The sequence below is a fragment of the Nonomuraea sp. NPDC049684 genome (assembly GCF_044465345.1).
Classification (GTDB): Bacteria; Actinomycetota; Actinomycetes; order Streptosporangiales; family Streptosporangiaceae; genus Nonomuraea.
The window spans coordinates 230,560-250,847 of record NZ_JBITLO010000004.1 but is presented as its reverse complement, the minus strand read 5'-3'; the positions used below and the strand labels follow the sequence as shown (position 1 = coordinate 250,847).

The 20,288-nt window shown below is 67.2% G+C and carries 17 protein-coding genes and 1 tRNA gene; 7 read left to right on the top strand and 11 right to left on the bottom strand.

The features are described 5' to 3' along the window. The first annotated feature begins 17 nt into the window (after nucleotides 1-17). Nucleotides 18-254 carry a hypothetical protein gene (locus tag ACIBST_RS15110; RefSeq protein ID WP_357978197.1) on the top strand — a complete coding sequence of 79 codons (237 nt, stop codon included), beginning with the start codon at nucleotides 18-20 and terminating at the stop codon, nucleotides 252-254. A gap of 27 nt (nucleotides 255-281) precedes the next feature. Here the strand turns inward: ACIBST_RS15110 and ACIBST_RS15105 are convergent, their stop codons facing one another. Both ACIBST_RS15105 and ACIBST_RS15100 read right to left on the bottom strand, forming a co-directional pair. Beyond that, nucleotides 282-1,217, bottom strand: coding sequence for a cobalamin biosynthesis protein (locus ACIBST_RS15105; RefSeq protein WP_397172040.1), 936 nt, complete (start codon nucleotides 1,215-1,217; stop codon nucleotides 282-284). After that, nucleotides 1,201-1,956, bottom strand: a complete 756-nt coding sequence (locus ACIBST_RS15100) for an aminoglycoside phosphotransferase family protein (protein WP_397172038.1) — start codon at nucleotides 1,954-1,956, stop codon at nucleotides 1,201-1,203. The genes ACIBST_RS15105 and ACIBST_RS15100 overlap by 17 nt, the downstream gene beginning before the upstream one ends. A 917-nt stretch (nucleotides 1,957-2,873) precedes the next feature. On the opposite strand from ACIBST_RS15100, the gene ACIBST_RS15095 reads away from it, so the two are divergent. Beyond that, nucleotides 2,874-3,608 carry a ZIP family metal transporter gene (locus ACIBST_RS15095; protein WP_397172036.1) on the top strand — a complete coding sequence of 245 codons (735 nt, stop codon included), beginning with the start codon at nucleotides 2,874-2,876 and terminating at the stop codon, nucleotides 3,606-3,608. Between the two features lie 54 nt (nucleotides 3,609-3,662). Then, nucleotides 3,663-3,736: transfer RNA gene (locus tag ACIBST_RS15090), tRNA-Arg, on the top strand. Nucleotides 3,737-3,943: 207 nt separating this feature from the next. On the opposite strand, the gene ACIBST_RS15085 is transcribed toward ACIBST_RS15090, so the two are convergent. The 3 genes from ACIBST_RS15085 to ACIBST_RS15075 form a co-directional block, all read right to left on the bottom strand. Then, nucleotides 3,944-4,294 (bottom strand): tyrosine-type recombinase/integrase, encoded by a 351-nt coding sequence (locus ACIBST_RS15085; RefSeq protein ID WP_397172035.1) that lies wholly within the window; start codon nucleotides 4,292-4,294, stop codon nucleotides 3,944-3,946. A 475-nt stretch (nucleotides 4,295-4,769) separates the two neighbouring features. Beyond that, nucleotides 4,770-5,198, bottom strand: a complete 429-nt coding sequence (locus tag ACIBST_RS15080; protein WP_397172033.1) for an integrase core domain-containing protein — start codon at nucleotides 5,196-5,198, stop codon at nucleotides 4,770-4,772. After that, nucleotides 5,161-5,883, bottom strand: a complete 723-nt coding sequence (locus ACIBST_RS15075; protein WP_397172031.1) for a hypothetical protein — start codon at nucleotides 5,881-5,883, stop codon at nucleotides 5,161-5,163. Before ACIBST_RS15075 ends, ACIBST_RS15080 begins: the two co-directional genes overlap by 38 nt. A gap of 413 nt (nucleotides 5,884-6,296) precedes the next feature. Here ACIBST_RS15075 and ACIBST_RS15070 point away from each other — a divergent pair, with 413 nt between their 5' ends. The 3 genes from ACIBST_RS15070 to ACIBST_RS15060 all read left to right on the top strand — a co-directional run bounded on the left by ACIBST_RS15070 (nucleotide 6,297) and on the right by ACIBST_RS15060 (nucleotide 14,848). Next, on the top strand, nucleotides 6,297-6,641 hold the full coding sequence (locus ACIBST_RS15070) for a hypothetical protein (RefSeq protein ID WP_397172030.1): 345 nt from the start codon (nucleotides 6,297-6,299) through the stop codon (nucleotides 6,639-6,641). A 1,124-nt stretch (nucleotides 6,642-7,765) separates the two neighbouring features. Further along, on the top strand, nucleotides 7,766-14,431 hold the full coding sequence (locus tag ACIBST_RS15065) for an RHS repeat-associated core domain-containing protein (protein WP_397172028.1): 6,666 nt from the start codon (nucleotides 7,766-7,768) through the stop codon (nucleotides 14,429-14,431). Between the two features lie 3 nt (nucleotides 14,432-14,434). Beyond that, a complete protein-coding gene (locus ACIBST_RS15060; RefSeq protein ID WP_397172026.1) occupies nucleotides 14,435-14,848 on the top strand; it encodes a DUF4279 domain-containing protein in 414 nt (137 codons plus the stop codon). 190 nt (nucleotides 14,849-15,038) lie between these two features. On the opposite strand, the gene ACIBST_RS15055 is transcribed toward ACIBST_RS15060, so the two are convergent. From ACIBST_RS15055 to ACIBST_RS15040, 4 genes are read right to left on the bottom strand one after another with little or no spacing between them, the layout of a single operon-like run. After that, nucleotides 15,039-15,494, bottom strand: a complete 456-nt coding sequence (locus ACIBST_RS15055; protein ID WP_397172025.1) for an integrase core domain-containing protein — start codon at nucleotides 15,492-15,494, stop codon at nucleotides 15,039-15,041. A 52-nt stretch (nucleotides 15,495-15,546) separates the two neighbouring features. Continuing rightward, entirely contained in the window at nucleotides 15,547-16,110 is a 564-nt protein-coding gene (locus ACIBST_RS15050; RefSeq protein ID WP_397172023.1) for a hypothetical protein, read from the bottom strand. A gap of 44 nt (nucleotides 16,111-16,154) precedes the next feature. Continuing rightward, on the bottom strand, nucleotides 16,155-16,607 hold the full coding sequence (locus tag ACIBST_RS15045) for a class I SAM-dependent methyltransferase (protein WP_397172581.1): 453 nt from the start codon (nucleotides 16,605-16,607) through the stop codon (nucleotides 16,155-16,157). Then, entirely contained in the window at nucleotides 16,608-16,763 is a 156-nt protein-coding gene (locus ACIBST_RS15040; RefSeq protein WP_397172021.1) for a hypothetical protein, read from the bottom strand. Nucleotides 16,764-17,386: 623 nt separating this feature from the next. On the opposite strand from ACIBST_RS15040, the gene ACIBST_RS15035 reads away from it, so the two are divergent. Next, nucleotides 17,387-18,910, top strand: coding sequence for a hypothetical protein (locus ACIBST_RS15035; protein WP_397172019.1), 1,524 nt, complete (start codon nucleotides 17,387-17,389; stop codon nucleotides 18,908-18,910). Here the strand turns inward: ACIBST_RS15035 and ACIBST_RS15030 are convergent. Both ACIBST_RS15030 and ACIBST_RS15025 read right to left on the bottom strand, forming a co-directional pair. Further along, nucleotides 18,885-19,394, bottom strand: a complete 510-nt coding sequence (locus tag ACIBST_RS15030; protein ID WP_397172018.1) for a single-stranded DNA-binding protein — start codon at nucleotides 19,392-19,394, stop codon at nucleotides 18,885-18,887. The two genes, ACIBST_RS15035 and ACIBST_RS15030, sit on opposite strands and share 26 nt — an antisense overlap. A gap of 74 nt (nucleotides 19,395-19,468) precedes the next feature. Beyond that, nucleotides 19,469-20,287 carry a hypothetical protein gene (locus ACIBST_RS15025; RefSeq protein WP_397172017.1) on the bottom strand — a complete coding sequence of 273 codons (819 nt, stop codon included), beginning with the start codon at nucleotides 20,285-20,287 and terminating at the stop codon, nucleotides 19,469-19,471. Nucleotide 20,288: the final 1 nt, after the last annotated feature.

Below are 20,288 nucleotides of genomic sequence, written 5' to 3'. Positions count from 1 at the left end.
AAAAAGGGGGCCGTGTCGTGGAACCTGCCGATGGTCGTGTCATTCTGTTCGTCCTCATCGGGCTGGCCCTGTTCGCGCTCGGACGCCGCTTCCAGAACATGATCATGCTTCGCCAGGTCTGGAAGCAGACGCAGCGGCAGGTGACGGTGCGGCGGGAGACCGCGCACCACGCGGTGAAGGGTCTGGTCGCCGTCACCGCCGTCGCCGCATTCGTCATCTGGCTGGCGATCAATCTCAATCGGATAATGAGCTGACCGCCATTCAGCTGATTACCGCCGCCATTATCCGGAACGGCGGCGGCGCAGGCCCCATGCGGTCAGCACGGCCAGCCCCGCCGCCGCCAGTCCGACCGCGCGGGTGAGCCGGGCGGCGCGCCGGATGTCCTTGACGTCCGGCTTGGGGCCGTCGCCCATCGTGGGGCGGTGTTCCGTCCGGCCGCCGTACACGTTCGTGCCGCCGAGGGTGACGCCGAGCGCGCCGGCGAAGGCGGCCTCGCACCTGCCCGCGTTCGGGCTGGGGTGGCGGTGGCCGTCCCGTCGCAACATCCGCAGCGCCCGGACGGGGTCGTCGGCCAGCGCCGCCGTCAGCAGTCCCGTCACGCGTGCCGGTACGTAGTTCGCCGCGTCGTCGAGCCGGGCCGCGGCCCAGCCGAACCGTTCGTAGCGGGGGGAGTGGTGGCCGATCATGGCGTCCAGCGTGTTGATCGCCCGGTAGGCCAGCAGCCCCGGCACGCCCGCCACCGCGCCCCAGAACAGCGGGGCGACCACGGCGTCGGAGGTGTTCTCCGCCAGCGACTCCACCGTCGCCCTGGCCAGCTCGGGCGCCTCCAGCGCCGCGGGGTCGCGGCCGCACAGGTGGGGGAGCCTGGCCCGGGCCCGCCGGAGATCGTCCTGCTCCAGGGCCTCGGCCATGTGCACGCCTTCGCGGGCGAGCGTCGTGCCGCCGAGCACGGCCCACGTGGCGAACGCCGTCACCGCCGTACGGACGGCCCGGTCGCCGCTCCGCTGGGCCAGCACGCCCAGGGCGGCCGCGCTCCCGACGCAGATCCCGACATGGACCACCCCGCGCCACCTCGTGTCGCCGTACGACGACTCCTCCAGCTTCGCCGCCGCCCGTCCGAACAGGGCGACGGGGTGGGCCGAGCTGCGCGGATCGCCGAGAACCTGGTCGAGTGCGACACCGAGCGCGAGACCTAGCGGGTCATACCAAATGGGCATGAAGCTCATCTTCGTGCACATCCAGCCAGGCTGCCGCCCGGCGGATGCGTTCCCCGGCGCCGCCTGCCCACATCTTGCCCCAGTTCCCGCCGGCCCGGGCGCGGGTGCGCATGACGTCGTAGGAGCGGTGGAAGCGGAGCCTGGACAGTTCGAGCAGCCGCCGGCGCTCGCGCGGCGCGAGGCCGTAGGCGTCGCAGAACAGGCGGATCCTGGCTCCGACGTCGGCGTCGCGCTGGAGGGGGTGGCGGTCGACGGGGTCGGCGATCGGGGCCCAGTGGCGGAGGGTGGTGACGATGTCGAACAGCCGGGTGGTGGGCCGGGCGAGGTCGAAGTCGATCAGCGCGACGGGGGCGGCCATGGGGACGCCGGCGTCCTGACGGAAGATCACGTTGTCCGGCGTCAGGTCGCAATGCCCGATGACCTCCGGCGCGCGGTCGTCGTTCGACCCGCCTTCCCACCCGCCGGCGTCGAGCGGGAACCCGGCGGTCGCGTCATGGAACTCTCTGACCAGCATCGCCAGGTCCACCAGGAACGCATCGCTCGAACCGGCCAGGCACAACCCGCTTCGCCCCGGGACGTACGTGAGGATCTCGCGCCCTAAGCCGTCCGTTCCCAGGACCCGCGGCGCACCCCCGAACCCGGCTGCCTCAAGGTGTCTGAGCAGGGCGTGCACGGCGGGCGTGGCCGGACCGACCGGCCTGCGCACCGTGTCACCGACGCGCACCACCCCGTCTGTCACGTCCCCGCCCTGCAGGGGAATCTCATGCAGGAGCGTCGCGACCATGCCACAACAGCTTAGCCCCATTTGCCCCAGGGCCGCCTGCCCTTTCCCCCACCCCCTCCCTCCCCACCTGCCCCCGTCTCCCCGCTTTCCGGCACGTCCTTACCCAACTCCGGGCCACCCTGCCCCCGTACCGGGATCACCCCATTGCGCGCCCCGCACCGCCCCGCCTGCCCCGCCCCCCGCTCCGTGCCGCCCGCTCCGTGCCGCCCGTTCCGTCCCGCACTGCGCCGCACCACCCCGCACCGCCTGCCCCGCCCCCGCTCTGCGCTGCCCGCTCTGCGCTGCCCGCTCTGCGCTGCCCGCTCTGCGCTGCCCGCTCTGCGCTGCCCGTTCCGCCCCGCACTGCGCCGCACCGCCCTGCACCCACACCGACCCGCACCCACCACCGACGCCTCCGCGACCGACGGACGCCGTGCCCTGCGGATCCCGCCCCTTTCCCCGAACCCGTGTCCTTCTGTGAGCCTCTCCCTGCACCCGGGCCCTTGCGTGAGCCCTCCCCGTGCTCTTCCGCGAGCGCCTTCCCTGAACCCGTGCTCTTCCGCGAGCCTGGCCCTGAACCCGCGCCCTTCCACCAGCCTGGCCCTGAATCCTGTGCTGTTGCTGAGCCTGTCCTGGAACCTGCGCCTTTTTGCGCGCCTGTCTCCGGAGCCGTGTCCTCCCGCGAGGTGGTCCGCGAACCCGCGCCCACCGCGAGCCGGTCCTCGAACCCGTGCTCCTGCGAGCCTGTCCTCGAAACCCGTGCCGCTCACGTGCCTGTTCTCGAACCCGTGCCCGCGATTCCGTTCATGCCTCGAATCCCCCTGTGCCCTCGAATTCCGCGGCCGAGTGTCGTACCGCCCCTGCCTCCCGGCCACCCCCTAGCCTGAGGAACCGTGCCCATCCTGCTCTCCTTGGCGGCCTTCCTCATGACGCTGCTGGGCGGGCTGGTCGCCGACCGCGTCAAGAACAACCGCCACCTCGTGCTCGGCGCCGCCGCGGGCGTGATGCTCGGCGTGGTGGCCTTCGACCTCCTCCCTGAAGCCCTCACCCGGGACGCCCTCGACGTGCTCGGCGTCCCCCTCCCGATGCTCATGTTCGCCCTGGCGTTCCTCGGCATCCACATCGTCGAACGCTCCATGGGCATGCACGACGCCCACGAAGGCGACTACGCCGCCCACCGCCACGCCCGAGCCGGCGTAGGCGTCACGGCCGGATCCGCCCTGGTCATCCACAGCCTCCTGGACGGCGCCGCCATCGGAGCCTCCTACCAGACGGACGCCTCGCTCGCCGCCGCCGTGGCCATCGGCGTCATCGCCCACGACTTCACCGACGGCTTCAACACGTACACGATCACATCTCTGTACGGAAACGCCCGCCGCCGCGCCCTCACCCTCCTGGCCCTGGACGCCCTCGCCCCCGTGATCGGCGCCACCCTGACCTTCCTCATCGCCATCCCGGCCCACGTCCTGACCGCCTACCTGGGCCTTTTCGCCGGATTCCTCCTCTATCTGGCGATCTCCGACATCCTCCCGGAGGCCCACACAACCAGACGCGCCACCGGCTGGACCCTGGCCGCCACGGTCACGGGAACCCTGTTCATGTGGCTGGTGATCGCCCTGTCGGCCTGACACGAGCAGAACGTGTGCGTGACAAGTCGCCGGATCATGCACAATAAGGCAGGAGCGCCCTTAGCTCAGCTGGATAGAGCACCGGACTTCTAATCCGACGGTCGCAGGTTCGAATCCTGCAGGGCGCGCTTTGATCATGGCCTGACCTGCGCGAATGCAGCGTCGGATGCGTTCTAGAATTTTCGTCTAGCGGTTGCGCGCTCCGTGCGTGCTCGGTTGCACCAACCCTGCACAAACCATGATCATCAGCCATCCCGGGCCGGCTCAGCAAGAACAGCGGCCCCGCCTCGCCGGGAGCAGTCAGCGAATGCGGGGCCGGATGCTTAATCCGACTGTCAGTTCCTCAGCGAGACGACTCTCCCGGTTTCGGCCTGGTCTTCCTTGCCGAACGGCAGGGCGGCGGTCTTCTCGGCCGCTGCCGTGGCCACCTGTGGGTAGACGGAGGTGTAGGTGTCGGCGGTGAACGCGCTGGAGGTGTGGCCCAGCGTTTCCTGGACCACTTTCATGTCCACTCCGGCGGCCAGCATGAGCGAGGCGGCGCCATGCCGGAGGTCGTGCAGCCGGGTGGGTGGCAGGCCGGCCAGGTAGGCCAGCCACAGGAACTGGTCGGAGACGTGCTGGGGGTGCAGGCGAGGGCCGTCAGGCTGGGTGAAAACGAACCCGGTGTCGACCCATGCCTCGCCCACGGCCAGGCGTTCCTGCAGTTGCTGCTGTCGGTGGGCGCGCAGGATGGGCGGTGTCGGTGTCCAGCGCGATGGAACGTACCGAGGCGTCGGTCTTCGGGGTGCCCTCGTGGACCTGCCAAGCCCAGCTGCACCAGCTGCCAGTTCACCGTCAGACTGTGGTCGTCGAGGTCGACCTCCTTCCACCGTAGCCCGCACGCCTCGCCCCGGCGTAGCCCGCGCAGCGCGATCAGCTGGTACAGGGCGAACAGGCGGTGGCGGCGGGCATGGTCGAGGAACACACGGGTCTGAGCGGGCGTCCACACCATGACAGGAGAGGGGCGCGGAGCGCTGGTGTAGGCGTCGATCGGGTTCACTCGCTGCCTGCTCCGGCGCTGCTTTCCGCCTCCCGGTGCTGGGCGAAGTCGGCTTGCCAGGCGCGCACCCGGTCCTCGATCCTGTGCCGCTCGAATATTGAGTTACGTGGTCTGAGCTGCGGTTAAGCGGCGTGGTGGTATTCGTTGATCGTGCCTGTGACGACGGGTTTTCGGCGGACGATCCCCTGGTCGTTGAGGTCGGTTACGTCGCGGGCGGGTTGGGTTGCGATGTCCGGGGGACATTGGTGCCTGGACTGGTGCGGCCGGTGCCCGTTGTAGTGGATCAGGTACTCCTGAAGCACAAGGGTCAGGTGGCGTTCGTTGAGGATCAGGATCCGGTCGAGGAGTTCGCGGCGTAGGGTGCCGATGACGCGCTCGCAGATGGCGTTCATTCTCGGCGTCCGCGGCAGCGTGGTGATGTCCCGCAGCCCTTCAGATGTGAAGACCTCCCGGAAGGCGGAGGTGAAGAGCGGGTCTCGATCGTGGATCACGAACCGCAGCCCTGAGATGCGATCACCAAGATCCATCATGAGATTGCGGGCCTGCTGCACTGTCCATGCCCCGGTTTGGGCTCGCGGCTACGCCCCGGTTTGGGCTCGCGGCTACTCCGGCCAGGTGCAGTCTTCGGGTGCCGTGCTCGATGAAGACCAGCACGTACAGGCGTTTGAGCATCATCGTCTCGACCACCAGGAAGTCGCAGGCAACGATCGCGTGGGCTTGTGCGGTTAGGAACTGTCGCCAGGTCGGCCCGGCCCGGCGGGGTGCCGGATCGATAACGGCTGTGTGCAGGATCTCCCATACCGTGGAGGCAGCGATCGGATAGCCCATGCGCGCCAACTCGCCTTGGATTCTCCGGTGCCCCCAGGTCGGGTTCTCCCGCTCCATCCGAACGATCAGTCTCTTAACGGGTTGACGGGTGCGGGGCCGTCCCGGGCACCGCCTGTCGGTGAAGGTCCACTCACGGGCTACCAGGTGACGATGCCAACGCAGGATCGTCGCTGGAGGGACCGGGAAGATTTTGGTCCACTGGTGGCGGCAGACCAGCCGCGATAGCGCTGCAAGCCAGAGCCGGTCGGCGTGGTCCCACTGCGGCCGGCCGTCGAGTTGGCGGCGGAGCACCTGGTTTTCGTGACGAAGAACCAGCAGCTCAACGTCCTTGGACAGATCAGCGCGAACCAGGATCGTCAGCAGGCCGAAGAGGTTCCTCAGCAACTGATAGACCAGCGACAACAACACTTGGCGATGGTCGCAGTCGCTGCCCTGGACGCGCAGCAAAACCGCAGTTCACAGCACGAGACCGTATTTTCGAGCAGGACAGCATCCACCGCCGCTGCCGAGGTCGTTGCCGGAGCTGGCGGTGTGGGCCATCGCGCCCACCGGTACGGCTCCCCGCCTTCGTAGACGAGCATGTCGCCGGCAGACTGGAAGATCTGGGCCAGCCCGGTGGCGTGCGCATGTTGAGTCGCCGCAGGGGAGCGCCGGTCAGAACTCACCGATCGTCCCTGTCAGCCTCGGCGGTGATGTCTCGGCCGGCCTGATGGGTGCGGCTCTAGCCGAGTGAGGGGTTGAGCTGGGCGTTTACTGCCAGGACTGTCTGGCCGGGTGGTCGTTGTCTACCGTGTGAGCAAACGTGCGAGGCGGTGGTGGCGATGGGCTCGTTACTGGAGGAACTGGCGCGACGGGAAACGGCGGCGCGTCGACGGATCGAGGGGATCCGTGAGCAGATCGCCGAGCTGAACCAGCAGCTTGATACCGAGGAGAGCCGGTTGTCGCGGTTGGTGATCGCCAGGGAGACTGTGGAGGAGATCCTGGGCGAGGCGACCTGGCTGGTGGAAGAGCCCGAGTTCTCGGCCGATAGGACTGACATCGGTCCGGCCGAGTCGGGGGTGGTCGGGGTGGTGACAGTGCCCCGATGGCGACCGGGCGCACGGGTGGCTGTGTTGCCGCAGGCGTACCGGGATGCGAACGCCCAGCTCAACCCCTCACTCGGCTAGAGCCGCACCCATTCGAGATGCTCGTTCTCCTCCCAGTGGGGACGCTGTGCTCCGTCCGGTAGGTCTTGATGTTGCTGATCTCGTTGGCGTGCCGAGATCCAGGCCTGACAGGGCAGCGTCGGGGTCGCGGCGGAGTTTCTCCTGAGGAAGGGGCGCTTGTTGGCGTCCCGAAGGGAGGATGCCGTGGCTCCTAAATGTGCTGGTCGCAGTCCGCTGGGCTCTGTGGCGACAGTGTGGCCCCGGGCGCGGGGCGCGTATTCGGCGGGCGACCGTACACCTCCAGGGGTCACGCACCTATTTGGCACGATTGCCCATGGCGTTCGTTCAAGTGTCTGGGCGGGTGTAGTGGGTAGCGGAGGCGGGGAATTGGGCTGTGAGCTGGGATGCATGATCGAGATCATCCCGCGCATATCCCCTGATCATGGTCTTACGGCTGCATGTGGGCACCATCGGTTGCCTATCAAGGTCCGCAATGCAAAGACCTGTGGCTGAAAAACCGCGGGTCAGGGGCCGATGGTGTCGACTAGGGGAGTGCCCCCGGCAGGATTCGAACCCGCGGCACCCACTTAGGAAAGCTCGAGCCGAATGGCGTCCGGCTTCTCTGTTAATGGGCTATATGTGATGGTTGCTCGGCCTGTATTGGCTCCTCAGTAAGGGCCTTCCACTGTCCATCGCTGGACGGGTGTTTGTGCTGGTGCGGGTGCCTAGATCTGGTGGTGGGGAGCTTTGACGGCTTCTTGTCTACGTATTGGTGCGTGGCGTGGCGGGGGGTGAGCGTGTATGTGCGCTCGGTGAGAGCGAGGTTCCTCCGGCGTGGTCCGTGATGCAGCCAATAGCTGGCTCCTCTACATATTTTCTACATTCAGCGAAAATCGTCCGATGTGACCTAAATCACACTCGCGTCGCTGTGTGGATGAATACGGATTCCGCGACTGGGTTGACATGGAGTGCACTTCATTGTGAAAGGTGAAAGCGACATTCCGTAGTTCTCGTCGGCGGTGTGTAGGTATTGACCGCGGGAGGAGCGTCGATCACGATCCAGGCGATCGTCTTTATTGACTCCTTATGGCGCAACGCGGCCTTTCTTCAGGGGCTGCGTCAGCGTGCCCGGAAAAGGTGGCGACATGCGGCTCCGATGGCGGTTACGAACGACGCTGCTGGTCATCGCAGTGGTGATGGCGGTGGTCATCTCTGGATTGGGGGTGCCGGACAATCTCGTCAGCCTGGCGGCGGCAGAGGTGTCCGGGCCGGACCCCGAGACGTCCGTGGATGGCCGCCCGGTCCCGAAGGCCAAGGTGGCCAAGGGGGCGGAGGCGTCCCAGCCGAAGGGGGAGCGGCAGAAGCCGGTCTGGCCGAAGCCAGGAATCGCGCAGGTGGATCCTGGCGAGAAGGCGGTCGCGGCGGGTGAGTTGCCTGTCCGGGTCGCAACGGTCAAGGGCGCCGCGGACGTCGGCAAGGTGAAGGTGGAGACGCTGCCGGCCGCGACCGTACAGAAGCTGGGCGGGGTGGGCATCGCGGCCCGGCTCACCGGCGACACTCCCGGCAAGGTTAGGGCGGAGTTCTCGTACGCGAACTTCCGTGACGCCTACGGCGGCAACTTCGCCACTCGCCTTCAGGTGCTGCGGGTGCCGGCCTGCGCGTTGACGTCGCCGCGACCGCGGGACTGTGTGGTGCGCCCGCAGCGGGTGGCGGCGCACAACGACGTCAAGACCGGCACGCTGACGGCCGACGTCGACACCGACCCGGCCAATGGCAAGGCAGCCGCTGTCCCGCTGCCCAAGAGTGCCGACGGCAAGGGCGGCAAGTCGGACGCGCGGGCGGCGCAGGCGTTCACCTCCGGTTCGGTGTACGTGCTGGCGACCGGGATGACCGGCCCGGACGGGAACTTCGGCGCCACCGACCTCAAGCCGTCGGGCACCTGGCAGGCCGGCACCTCGGGTGGCGGCTTCTCCTACGACTACCCGTTGCCGGAGGCGCCGTCACCGGTGGGCACAGGCCCGAACCTGTCGTTGCAGTACGACGCCTCCTCCGTGGATGGCGAGGGCCACTGGACCAACAACCAGTCCGGCGTGACCGGCATCGGCTGGAACCTGTCGGCCGGATTCATCGAGCGCAAGTACCGCCGCTGCACGGCCTGGAACGAGTACGACCCCGACACCGCCGACCTGATCTGGCACGCCGACGAGGGCGGCCCCTACGGTTCGGCGGTCTGCTGGGAGTCGCCCGACGAGCTGGCCACCGACGTCACCAAGGACTACACCCAGTCCGAGCTGGTGCTGAACCTGGCCGGCCGCTCAGCCTCAATCGTCAAGGACCGCACGTCCGGGTTGTGGAAGACGGTGCCGGACTTCGGATGGAAGATCGAAAAGCTGACCGGCGGCGCAGACGGCCTGGAGTACTGGAAGGTCACCTCCTCCGACGGGCAGGTGCACCGCTTCGGCTACACCAAGGACGCCCAGTGGCAGCTGCAGTACATCGGTAACCAGCAGGGCGAACCGTGCTCGGACCGGTACTTCAACGACGTGATCCCGCCCACCTGCGCCGGGGTCTGGAGGTGGAACCTGGACCAGTCGATCGACGCCAACGAGAACGTCATCGACTACACCTACGAGCGCGAGACCAACTACTTCTGCATGCCGGGTTGCCAGTACGAGACCTACAAGGTCCTGCCGTACGACCGCGGCGGCTTCCTCAAGCAGATCACCTACGGCCACAACACCCAGGTCGCCGGCACCACACCGACCTCGCGGATGACGTTCACCACCTCCGACCGCGGCGGCCTGGACGTGCCGACCGACCTGAACTGCGGCCCCACCTGCGCCACCAACGACGCGATCGCGTTCTACTCCACCCGCAAGCTCGACTCGGTGCTCACCGAGTCACGCAACCCCACCTCCGGGGTGTGGGAGCCGAACACCCGACTCGACCTCCGCTACCAGTGGATCTACACCCGCACGGACTTCGGCCCCGCCTACGACCCGGTGCTGTGGCTGGACAGCGTCCAGCAGACCGGACTCAACGGCACACCGACCAAGCTGCCGCCGGTGGACTTCGACGCCGCCATGGTGGCCGGGCGAATGGACTACGACAACTGGTCGGACTGGACCGACTTCCTGTCCTGGCGGATGGTGCCCAGGGTCGCGGGAATCGGCAACGGGATGGGCGGCCGGATCGAGGTCACCTACGGCCAGGCCGACCCGTGCGGCGGCGGCAAGGGCCGCGACGGCACCGACTATCTCTCCGACGCGACTGGCGACTGCTACAAGGTCCTGTACGACGAGAACCCGGAGACGGGCTACGAAAGCTGGGGCCGCTTCTACAAGCAGCTGGCCATGAAGGTGGTCGAGCGAGACCTGGTCGGCGGCTCACCTGACATGGTCACCAGCTACGACTACCTCGGCGGGCCCCGCTGGACCAACCGCGTCGAGTACGCCCAGCCCAACCTGGTCCCGTCCGGCAGCGACTGGCGCGGCTACGGCACCGTCCGCACCACCCGCGGTTCCGGCAGCGACCCCAACGGCTACACCGTCACCTCCGACACCTTCTACCGCGGCATCGACGGCGCCACCATCACCACCTTCGAGGGCAACACCGTTACCGACTCCCGCGCCCTGCAAGGCCAGCTCCTGCAGGAGCAGACCTGGAAGCTGACGGCCACCGACCCGCGCGCCTACACCGAGGCCGAATCCACCCGCTACGAGTACCAGGTCGCCACCACCGGCACCGGCCCCGGCATCCTCGACCCTGCCTTCGTCCACCGCACCCGCGAACGCGCCCGCGAGCAGGTCACCGGCGGCACCTGGCGGTGGAGCGACCAACGCACCGCCTACAACGGCGACGGCCAGCCGGCCACGGTCAACGACTACGGCGACACCGCCGTCACCACCGACAACACCTGCACGAGCACCACCTACGCCCGCAACCCGGCCAACGGCATCACCAGCCTGCCCTCAGTGGTGGAGAAGCGCTCCGGCGACAGCTGCACCAGCGGCACCGTGCTAGGCAAGACGATCACGTTGTACGACGGAGGCACCGACCCGGCCACCAACACTCCGTCCGACGGCAACATCACCGAGACGCGCTCTTACGCCGGCGCCACGTCGATCTCGGTCACCAAGAACACCTTCGACGACTACGGCCGACCGTTGACCGCCACCGACCCGATGGGCAAGGTCACCACCACGACCTACACCCCTGCGGTTGGCTGGCCCCACCAGGGCGCCAAGGTCACCAACCCACTGGCGCACGCGGTCACCACGTACTCCTCGCACCGCAACGGCCTGCCCACGAAGGTCGTTGACGCCAACAACAAGACCACTGAGATCGACTACGACGCCTTCGGTCGCGCCGCCGCCCTGTGGGAGCCTGACCAGCCGAAGGCCAGCGGCACGCCGACCGCGACCGTTGCCTACGACATCCCCTTCGACGGCAACCTCGGCCAGCCCACCGCCCCGGCCAAGACCACCCTGCGCCGTCTCCTGCGCGGTACCACCTACCTCACCTCGTACAGCTACGACGACGGGCTCGGCCGCACCCGGGAAGAGCAGACCGCCTCTCCGGTCGGCGGCCGGATCGTCACCGTCACCGCCTACGACGCGCGCGGCCTGACCGCTGCCACCTCCCAGCCCGTGCACAATGGCGCCGCCCCCGGCAGCGGCCTGCTCAACCCGGCCCTGACCACCCTGCCGTCGTGGACCAAGAGCGTCTACGACAGCATGGAGCGCCCGGCCGCGGTCATCGACTACCAGCAGGCTACGGAATATCGTCGTACCACCACCGCCTACCCGGGACTGGACCGGATCGAGGTCACTCCGCCCGGCGGCGGCAAGACCGTCACCGTCTCCGACGTCTACGACCGTACGGTCAGGACCGAGGAGTGGAAGGACGGCTCCACCCACCACGACACCACTTACACCTATAACGCGACTGGGGGCCTCACCAAGCTCACCGACGCCGCGGGCAACGTCCGGACCTTCACCTACGACTGGCTCGGCCGCCGCACCGCCGCCACCGATCCGGACGCCGGCTCGGCGACCTACGGCTACGATGCCGCCGGCAGGCAGGTGTGGAGCGTCGACGGCAACGGAACCAAGATCTCCTTGGCCTACGACGACTTGGGACGCCGGAGCGGCCAGTGGGCCGGCGACCCGCAGACCGGCACCAAGCTGGCCGAATGGACCTACGACAGCGTCGTTAAGGGCAGCCCTGCCACGGCGGTCCGCTATGTCGGAGGCAGGACGTACAGCGACGCGGTGGTCAGCTACGACAGCGCCTACCGGCCTACTGCCACCAAGGTGATCATCCCTGCCGCCGAGGGCGACCTTGCGGGTGAGTACACCTTCACCACCAAGTACGACTACGCCGGCAACCTCATCGAGCAGGGCATGCCCGGCAAGGGCGACCTGTCCGCCGAAACTCTTACGCTGACCTACACTGACCTGGGCCTCGCCAAGAGTCTCACGTCGGACTATGGCGGCGGGACCACGTACGTCAAGGACATGGCCTACTCGCCCACCTCCCGGCTCAACGAGCGCTCCTACGGCGCCAACGCTCAGGTCAAGCGCACCTTCTCCTGGGATGAGGGCACCGGCTGGCTCAACCGCCTCACCACCACGGCTGGAAGCCAGACCGCCCAGGACGACCGCTTCACCTACAACGTCACGGGCGAGATCACTCGCGTTCTCGACGCCGCCTCGGCCACCCCCACCACGCCCGGCCAGGCCGAATGCTTCAGCTACGATGGCCTGTCCAGACTCACCGCCGCCTACACCACGACGGCAGCCGACTGCACGGCCGGCGCCGACGGGCAGGGCATCGAACCCTACAGCCAGTCCTTCGCCTACGACGCCACCGGCAATCTGACCAGCGTCACCGACAACGGCGCCACCGCGACCTACACCTACCCGGCCCCTGGCGCCTCCGCCGTGCGTCCCAACGCCGTCAGCTCGATCGCCAGGCCCGGCCGCACCGACACCTACGGCTACGACAACGCCGGTCGACTCGTCGCCCGCACCGTCGGGAATCAGCAGGCCACCTTCACCTGGGACGCTCTGGGCCAGCTGGACAAGGCAGTCGTCGAGGGCCACGAGACGTCGATGGTCTACGACGCCGACGGCGAGCGGCTCATCCGTCGCGACCCCGACGGGACCGCGACGCTCTATCTGGGCTCCATGGAGATCCGTGCGACGGCTGCGGGCGCCAAGGCCACCCGCTATTACGCTGGTCCCGACGGGGCGGTCGTCGCCACTCGTACCGGAACCAGTCTGAAGTGGATGGCGTCCGGCCTGCACGGCTCGACGCAGCTCGCTGTCGACGACGCCTCCGGCCAGGTGTCTCGCGAACGCTACCTGCCCTTCGGGCAGCGTAGGGGTGAGGATGACCTGCCCTTCACCGACCGCGGTTTCCTCGGCAAGACCGAGGACACCTCCACCCAGCTGGACTACCTGTCGGCCCGCTACTACGACCCCGCGATCGGCCGGTTCGTCTCCACCGACCCCCTGCTCGACTTCTCGAAACCTCAATGGCTCAATCCCTACTCCTACGCGGGCAACAATCCCGTCGGGTTGTCCGACCCGACCGGACTCAAGGTGATCGACGACGCCCGCCCGGCTGACCCGTGCGCCAAACCGAAGAGCACAGCCTGCAAGGTAAAGCGTAAGCAGGAGGCCGAGGCGCAGCTGCGGGCAGTGCAGGCCGACGTGGACCGCCAGCTGAACCTGCTGCTGTCTGCCATCATGGCGATCGCCAAGATCGCTGCCGATGAGCTGGGCATTACCGCCGGCATCAAGTGCTTCAGCACCGGCGACCTGGGCGCCTGCGGCGAGACCGCGCTGAACGTCCTCGGCTCGCTGGCCGGCGGCTTGGCGGGCAAGCTCGCGGCCAAATACGGCCTGCCGTGGAAATGGAAAAAGGCGTATGAACTTGGCAAGAAGGTCTGGAAGCACGCGGGTGACGCCATCGCCGCGTTCAAGAACTGGCTGAATGCCAAGGATCGGCTGAAGTTCGCCTCTAAGAAAGTGCAGGAGGCCACCGCCGCACTCGGCCGCGCGTGTGCACGGCCTAAACGGGCGAATAGCTTCGTGCCCGGCACCTTTGTGGTCATGGCTGACGGAAGCGCCAAGCCGATCGAAAAGGTCCGGGTGGGCGATGAGGTGATGGCGGCCGATCCCGGGACCGGCGAGCGCGGCGCCAGACGAGTCCAGGCAGTCATCGTGGGTGACGGCGCCAAGAACCTGGTCAAGGTCTCGGTCGACACCGACGGTGACCTGAGCACGGTCGAGGGCGCCGTCGAGGCCACGGCCGAACACCCATTCTGGGCGCAGGACCGCCGCGCCTGGGTGAAAGCAGGCGGTCTCGAACGGGGAATGTGGCTGCTCACCAGCGGCCAGACCCGCGTCAGGGTCGCTGGCGTCGCCAAGCGTACGGCGGGCGAGCAGCGTGTGCACAACCTCACGGTCGCCGGTCTGAACAGCTACCACGTCGTCGTGGGCGGTGTGGACGTGCTCGTCCACAACGAGGATGAGCGGCCCGGTGAGGACTGCGCGGCCACCGAGAGGGCCGCTGAGGAGGCGGCCGAGGAGAGCGTCGACTTCAACAAGGTGAAGGAGCGGCGTCTCGAGCAGGAGTTGCGAGAGCGGTACGATCTCGATCCGCACGAGTTCAAGCGTGAAGAGCTCGGACGTGGCGCCAAGGTCTCAAGTTTCGACGTCTACAAGGGGTCGGACGGCTACTACTGGCTCATCAGCAAGGACGGCAAGGCAAAGATCAAATCGGCGTACAAGTGGAAGTAGCCCATGTTCAACGTGTACCTGCGCCTGGTCGCCGATGACGGTGACCCCGAATCGGTGACCCAGGCGCTCGGTATCGCACCCGACGAGTCCACCCGGCACGGCCGCCCGTCCCCCAAGACGGGCAGGCCGTACGGGTTCAGTTCATGGACCCTCGCACTCGGCCGGCAGGTGGGGTCGGACCAGTTGGAGGAGGTGTTCACTAGACTGACGGCGTGGGGCGACCGGGGCGCTCACACGCTGCGTGATCTCGCCGGTGACCGGGGCTGGGAGACGACGTTGATCGTGGTGCAGGAGTTCCGCGACGCCGAGGAGCCCCGGGAGAAGGGCATCTCGATGGGCGCGGACTTCATCTGCTGGCTGGCGGAGGCGCGGGCCGGTGTCGAGGTCGATCAATACCTCATGCTTCTGCCGGAGTGAGCTTGATCGGCATGCGCGATGTCACTGACGAGTGGGGGACGCCCATACACCCGGCTCCGGATACACGAGCTGGGCATCATCCGGCTCTTGTGGACAGAAGATCGATCCATGCACCACGTCCGTGGACGTGAGGGGGTGTGGGGTGCGAAAACTGAGATTTGCGGGCTGAGCTGGGCGTACCGGAGCCTGATCAGGCTGTTTGCCGATACTGGTTGATCAGTCCGTTGAGGACTTCGTGGCGCTCCAGATGGAGCTGGTCGAGATCGTCGGGTGCCGATAGAACGGCTGGTAGCGGTGGTCGTCGATCTCGTGATCGGTGCGGACGATGGTTGTTGTAGTGCCGCTGATAGTCCGCCAGCACCTGGCGGAGGTGAGTTTCTCCGTAGATCAGGAGTCGGTCGGTGCATTCGCGCCGGGTGGTTCCGATCCAGCGTTCGGCGATCGCGTTCGCGCGGGGCGCCCGGATCGGTGTCTTGATGATGCGGATGCCAAGTGAGGTGAACACCTCGTCGAAGACTGCGGTGAACTTCGCATCACGGTCGCGGATGACGAACCGTAGAGTTTCAGCCCGGTGCCCCAGCTCGATGATCAGGTTGCGTGCCTGCTGCGCGACCCAGGCTCCGCTCGGATGCGCGGTGACTCCCATGACGTGCACGGATCGGGTGGCATGGTCGATGAAGAACAGTACGTAGAGCCGTTTAAAGGAAGACGGTGTCGACGTGAAACAGATCGCATGCCCAGATGCCGGCGGCCTGCGCCTGGAGGAACTGGCTCCAGCTCGGGCCGGTGCGGCGTGGCGCCGGCCCGAGGCCGGCTCGTTTGAGGATGTCGCGCACGGTACTGGGCGGCACCCGCAGGCGGGCACCGGCGAGTTCGCCGCTGATGTGTTGATAGCCCCACAAGGGATTCTCTCGAGCCAGACGCAGCACAGTTTCCTGAATTACTGCTCGTGTCCGCGGGCGGCCAGGACGCGTGGGTGGGTAGGTCCAGCGGCGCGTCACCAGCTGGCGATGCCAGCGCAGCAGCGTCGAGGGGGTCACGAAGAAAACCGGCCACGAAGCTTTCGGGAGCATCCGCGACAGCGCAGCGAGTAGCACCCTGTCTTGCGGACGGAGATCGGGCCGGTTCACCTGACGGCGCAGCACGGCGACCTGATGCCTCAGCACCACGATCTCCACGTCCTTGCTGCGGTCGTCACGGCCGAGCAGGACCAGCAATCGCAGAACGCGTCCGAGGATCACGTAGAGCGAAGACCACCACACCACCAGCAGGATGCCTCAGAGCACGCTGTGCTTGAGCCGCTTGGCTACAGGCCGACCACTTCGGTGATCGATTTTTGTACCCAACAGGCGCGTACGAGCTCGCGGATCTCGAAGGCCGCGCGGATCGCCTCCAGCATGGTGTCGCCCGAGTGCAGGTGGTGCTCGTCGCGGTGCCGGCCCACCCATTCCGTGTGAGGGTCTGCCGCGGTGGCGCCCTGCTCCGAGAGCACGGCGCCGATGTCGTAGAGCCACGACGCGGTGGCGCGATCTGCGCGTTCCCCGGCGAACTCGTCGACGATCAGGACTCCGCCCGGCGCCAGCAGCGCTCGTGCCCGTTCGACCGCTTCCGCCAGCCGGGCGGTGTGGTGCAGCGACAGGGAGAACACGATCGCGTCGAACGCGCGGCAGGCGTAGTCGGCGATGTCGGCTTCGACCGCGGTCCTGGGTGATGCGCGGCTCGCGGCCCGGCGGTCCGATCGTCTACGAGGAGACGACAGTTAGCCTGAAGTCTGCCGCCTGAAATCGGCGTCCACGTTCGAGGGGGAAGCCCCGAGCACCATGATCTCGACGTCCTTGGATGCCTGACCACGTTCCAGCAACACCAGCCAGCCGAACACTCGAAGCAGAGTCAGATACAGCAGACGAACCGACACAGACCGCGATCTTGTCCGCGAGGCGTCTGGGGGTCAACGCCCCAGGTCAAGCACCACGCGATGAGTCATGAAGCAGTGCACGTGCGCGGCGCGCGACGGAGTGCATTACTCCACGGCCTGCACGGATAAATATTCGGCACCCGCAAGGCCAGGCGAAGGAGCACGGCCGATTATCGCGCCGCATTTGGTTCGTCTCCTGGATGGCTGGAGTTCGCGCTGCCACGCGAAGCCGCCGGGCTCCTGCTTCTGGGCAAGAAAGGATCACGCAGCAAAACCCCAGTTCACAGCGCGAAACCGTGTTTTCGAGCGGGACACCAACTCAATGTCACGATTTGATGCCACTTGCCAGACTTTCGACCTGCGGCGATCACTGCAGGTGACCGATCTCACGTCGATGATCATTGGCGACTACTGGCCGTCGATATTGACCTGAGATGTCCCCGTCTGGCTTGATTGGGGCGTTTCGTCTTCTTCACCTCTCATGAGCGGAGATCCACGTGCGCCTCTTACCCGCGATACGTCGCAGGTCCACTGCATCATGGCCGACCGCGCTCGGTGGCGTTCTGGCCTTGACTGTCGGCCTCCTTGTCACCCTGGCCCCGACGGCCTCGGCCGAGGATTCCATGACCGACCTCGGGGCCTTTGCCTATGGCGGTGACCTGGTGGTCGGAGGCGACAAGGTCGTCGTGTCCATCGACAATCGCATCATTGTCGCCGACACCGCCGGCGAGGTCCAGGGGACCATCGCCGGCGTGTCCGGCGCCTCCGGCCTGGCCATGACGGCCGACGGTACCCGCGTGTACGCGGCGCTGCAGGGCTCCAAGGAAGTGGCCGAGATCGACACCGCTACGCGGGAGATTACACGGCGCATCGACCTCGACGCCTACGGATGCCCCTTCAGCCTGGCACTCACCGGCGAACGGCTGTGGGTCGGCTACGGCTGCGACGGCACCGGCGTCCTCGGCTTCGATCTCTCCGCACCGACGTCCCAGCCGGCGGTGGCCGACACCTCCCTGCTCAAGTCGTCCCCGTACATCGCGGCAGCTGGAGACACGCTGGTGGTCGGCGAATTCACGGGCAGTCCGACCGACCTGTTCGTCTACGACGTGAGCGGCGCCGCACCCGTCCTGCGCGGCGAGATCGATGGGCACACCTACAGCAACTACAGGCTGGAAGACATCGCGGTCACCCCGGACGGCTCGCACATCATCTCGGCATTCGCGCTCCCGGACGCCTTCACCATGTGGGACGCCACCACCTTGGCCAAGGTGCGCGACTATGAGAAGGGGCCCGAGGCCGAGGGATACCCGCGAACCGTCGCCGTCAGTCCGGACGGCACCTACATCGCGGGCGGACGCACGGGGGGCGTAGGGATGACGCTGTACGACAGGGCCTCGGGCACCACGGTCTATGCCACGAACCCTCCACAAGGCGAAGTGGTGAGCGGAAGCGCCGCGTACGCCGGCCGGGACGTTTACAGCCTGGTGAAGTCGGACACTGGCCACCTCTACCTGTGGCGGCTCCACGACGTTACCCTGCCGGCGAGCACGCTGACGTTGACGGCGGAGCCCGGTGGGACTGCCCAACAACCGCTCACCGTGACGGGGCAACTGACGTTCGCCGACGAAATGGCCCCGGGCATGCAGCCCCTCACCGTGACCCGCACACTCCCTAACGGCACCACCGCGACGCTGCCCAGCGCGACCACCGCTGCGGACGGAACCTTCGCCATCACCGACACACCCCCGACCGGTGGACAGATCACCTACACCGTGCTCTGGAAGGGCGACGGTGAGCACCGCTGGAGCAAGGTCTCGGTCACCACAGCGGTTAGATACAAGGCCGGGCTCACGCTGACGGGGCCACCCAGCGCGGTCGCCGGCACGACGCTGGTCTTCAGTGGAACGTCGCAGGCCGATGGCACTACTCCGCCGAGGAGGGTCTGGATCACCGTCCAGCGCAGTCTCAACGCCGACGGCGGCGACACCGTCGAGTGGCAGGCGTGGATCGGCGACTTCGGGTCGTACCAGTTCACCGACACGCCGGAAGCGGGCAAGTACACGTACACCGTACGGTGGGCTGGCGACGCCCGTACCGGACCAGCGGAGGCCAGCCAGGTTGTCACCGTCGAAAAGCCGAACGACTGACCCGAGACGCCGCCCGGCGTAATCTTTGAAGCTGAATCATAAGGTCTGCGATGCTCTCGAAGAGAAATGCGGCAACAGCCTTATCCGTGCTGGCGGCTCTCATGGGCACCGCAACCGTCTTCGTGGCCCTCCCCGTGGCCGCGTTACCTGCAGAAACTCCAGCATCGCGGTAGGGATCGCGACGGCGTGCTCGGGCTGGCCGTGGTAGGCGGCAGGGACGGTGGCCGCGTGAAAGTTCCCGTTCAGCCTCCATCCAGGTCACGGCCACCGCCCAGGTGCCCAAATCGCCGTCGCTGGCTTCGTAGGTGCGTATGCGCAGCCGTCGGGATGCGATGACGTGGGTGCCGCAGGTGAGGGACTCGGTGACGTGCTCGCCGAGGTCGCGCCACGCTGAGCAGCGCATGAACAGCACCTCACCGTCCTTCCACTGCTCAACACTGTTGTCGTAGGTGCGGGCGCTGGAGGCGATGGCGAAGTCGGCCACGGCGGTGCAGGAATGTGAAGAGCCTCGGCGCTGTCAGCGCCGAGGCTCTGTCGTGAGTTGCCGTGGGCTGGCGGTTACCGGTTGCTTGTGCGCCTGCTGTGATCGTGCCGGTCGCAGATGCAGCAGCGGTCGAAGCAGAAGAGCTGTTCACGGGCTTGCTTCCAGATGCCGGCGCTATAGGGGTCCGCGGACGCCGGGTTGATCAGCCGCGCGATCACGAGCGCCACCACTGCAGCAGCTCCGGTCTCGATCAGCGCGGACGCGGCGCTCTGCACGTGAGCGCCGGACACGAACAGGTCATCCACCAGCAGGACGCGTGCCTTGTCTACTCTGTCGGGCCGGGGGATCTGGAAGGCGTTGCGGTGAGAGCGGCGGTCGGCCAGTACCGGTGCGTACGTGGTGTCGGCCTCCAGGAGGAGGGGCTGCCACAGTCGACCCAGGGCGCCCACCTTCTCCACGACTTTCCACATGAGGTGGAGGGGTTTGGCGGGTGCGTGGAGGTTGTTGCTCGGGATGGTGGCCACGAGGGTGAACGGGCCGCCCGCCCGTTCTTGCAGGCAGCGGGCGTGCTGTTGGTAGAAGTGGCTCACCGTGGCGGCCAGGAAGTCCGCCCGTTCGCGCCGTCCTCCGGCACCGCGGGGGTCTTTCTCGCGGATAAGAACGTCGTACAGCTGCTCGTTCGTGGTCGTCAGCGAGATCGGCACCACCTCCTTCGTGTGGCCGTACAGATGCTGCGTGGTGCGCTTGCAGCTCGCGCATGTGGCGTGAGGCCCGCCGGTGTCTCTGGCGTTGTTCGGACCTGAGTGGCAGATTCGGCACACGCCTGGCCGGGTGGGTGGCACCGGGCGAAACAGCGGCAGGAATTCGCGGGTGAACGCCTCGGCATCACCCATG

What these genes read in the sequence shown, in the direction of transcription:
- ACIBST_RS15105 (WP_397172040.1), bottom strand. Translation starts at nt 1,217, where the DNA reads ATGCCCATTTGGTATGACCCGCTAGGTCTCGCGCTCGGTGTCGCACTC.
- ACIBST_RS15070 (WP_397172030.1), top strand. Translation starts at nt 6,297, where the DNA reads ATGGGCTCGTTACTGGAGGAACTGGCGCGACGGGAAACGGCGGCGCGT.
- ACIBST_RS15065 (WP_397172028.1), top strand. Translation starts at nt 7,766, where the DNA reads ATGCGGCTCCGATGGCGGTTACGAACGACGCTGCTGGTCATCGCAGTG.
- ACIBST_RS15060 (WP_397172026.1), top strand. Translation starts at nt 14,435, where the DNA reads ATGTTCAACGTGTACCTGCGCCTGGTCGCCGATGACGGTGACCCCGAA.
- ACIBST_RS15055 (WP_397172025.1), bottom strand. Translation starts at nt 15,494, where the DNA reads ATGGGAGTCACCGCGCATCCGAGCGGAGCCTGGGTCGCGCAGCAGGCA.
- ACIBST_RS15035 (WP_397172019.1), top strand. Translation starts at nt 17,387, where the DNA reads ATGACCGACCTCGGGGCCTTTGCCTATGGCGGTGACCTGGTGGTCGGA.
- ACIBST_RS15025 (WP_397172017.1), bottom strand. Translation starts at nt 20,287, where the DNA reads ATGGGTGATGCCGAGGCGTTCACCCGCGAATTCCTGCCGCTGTTTCGC.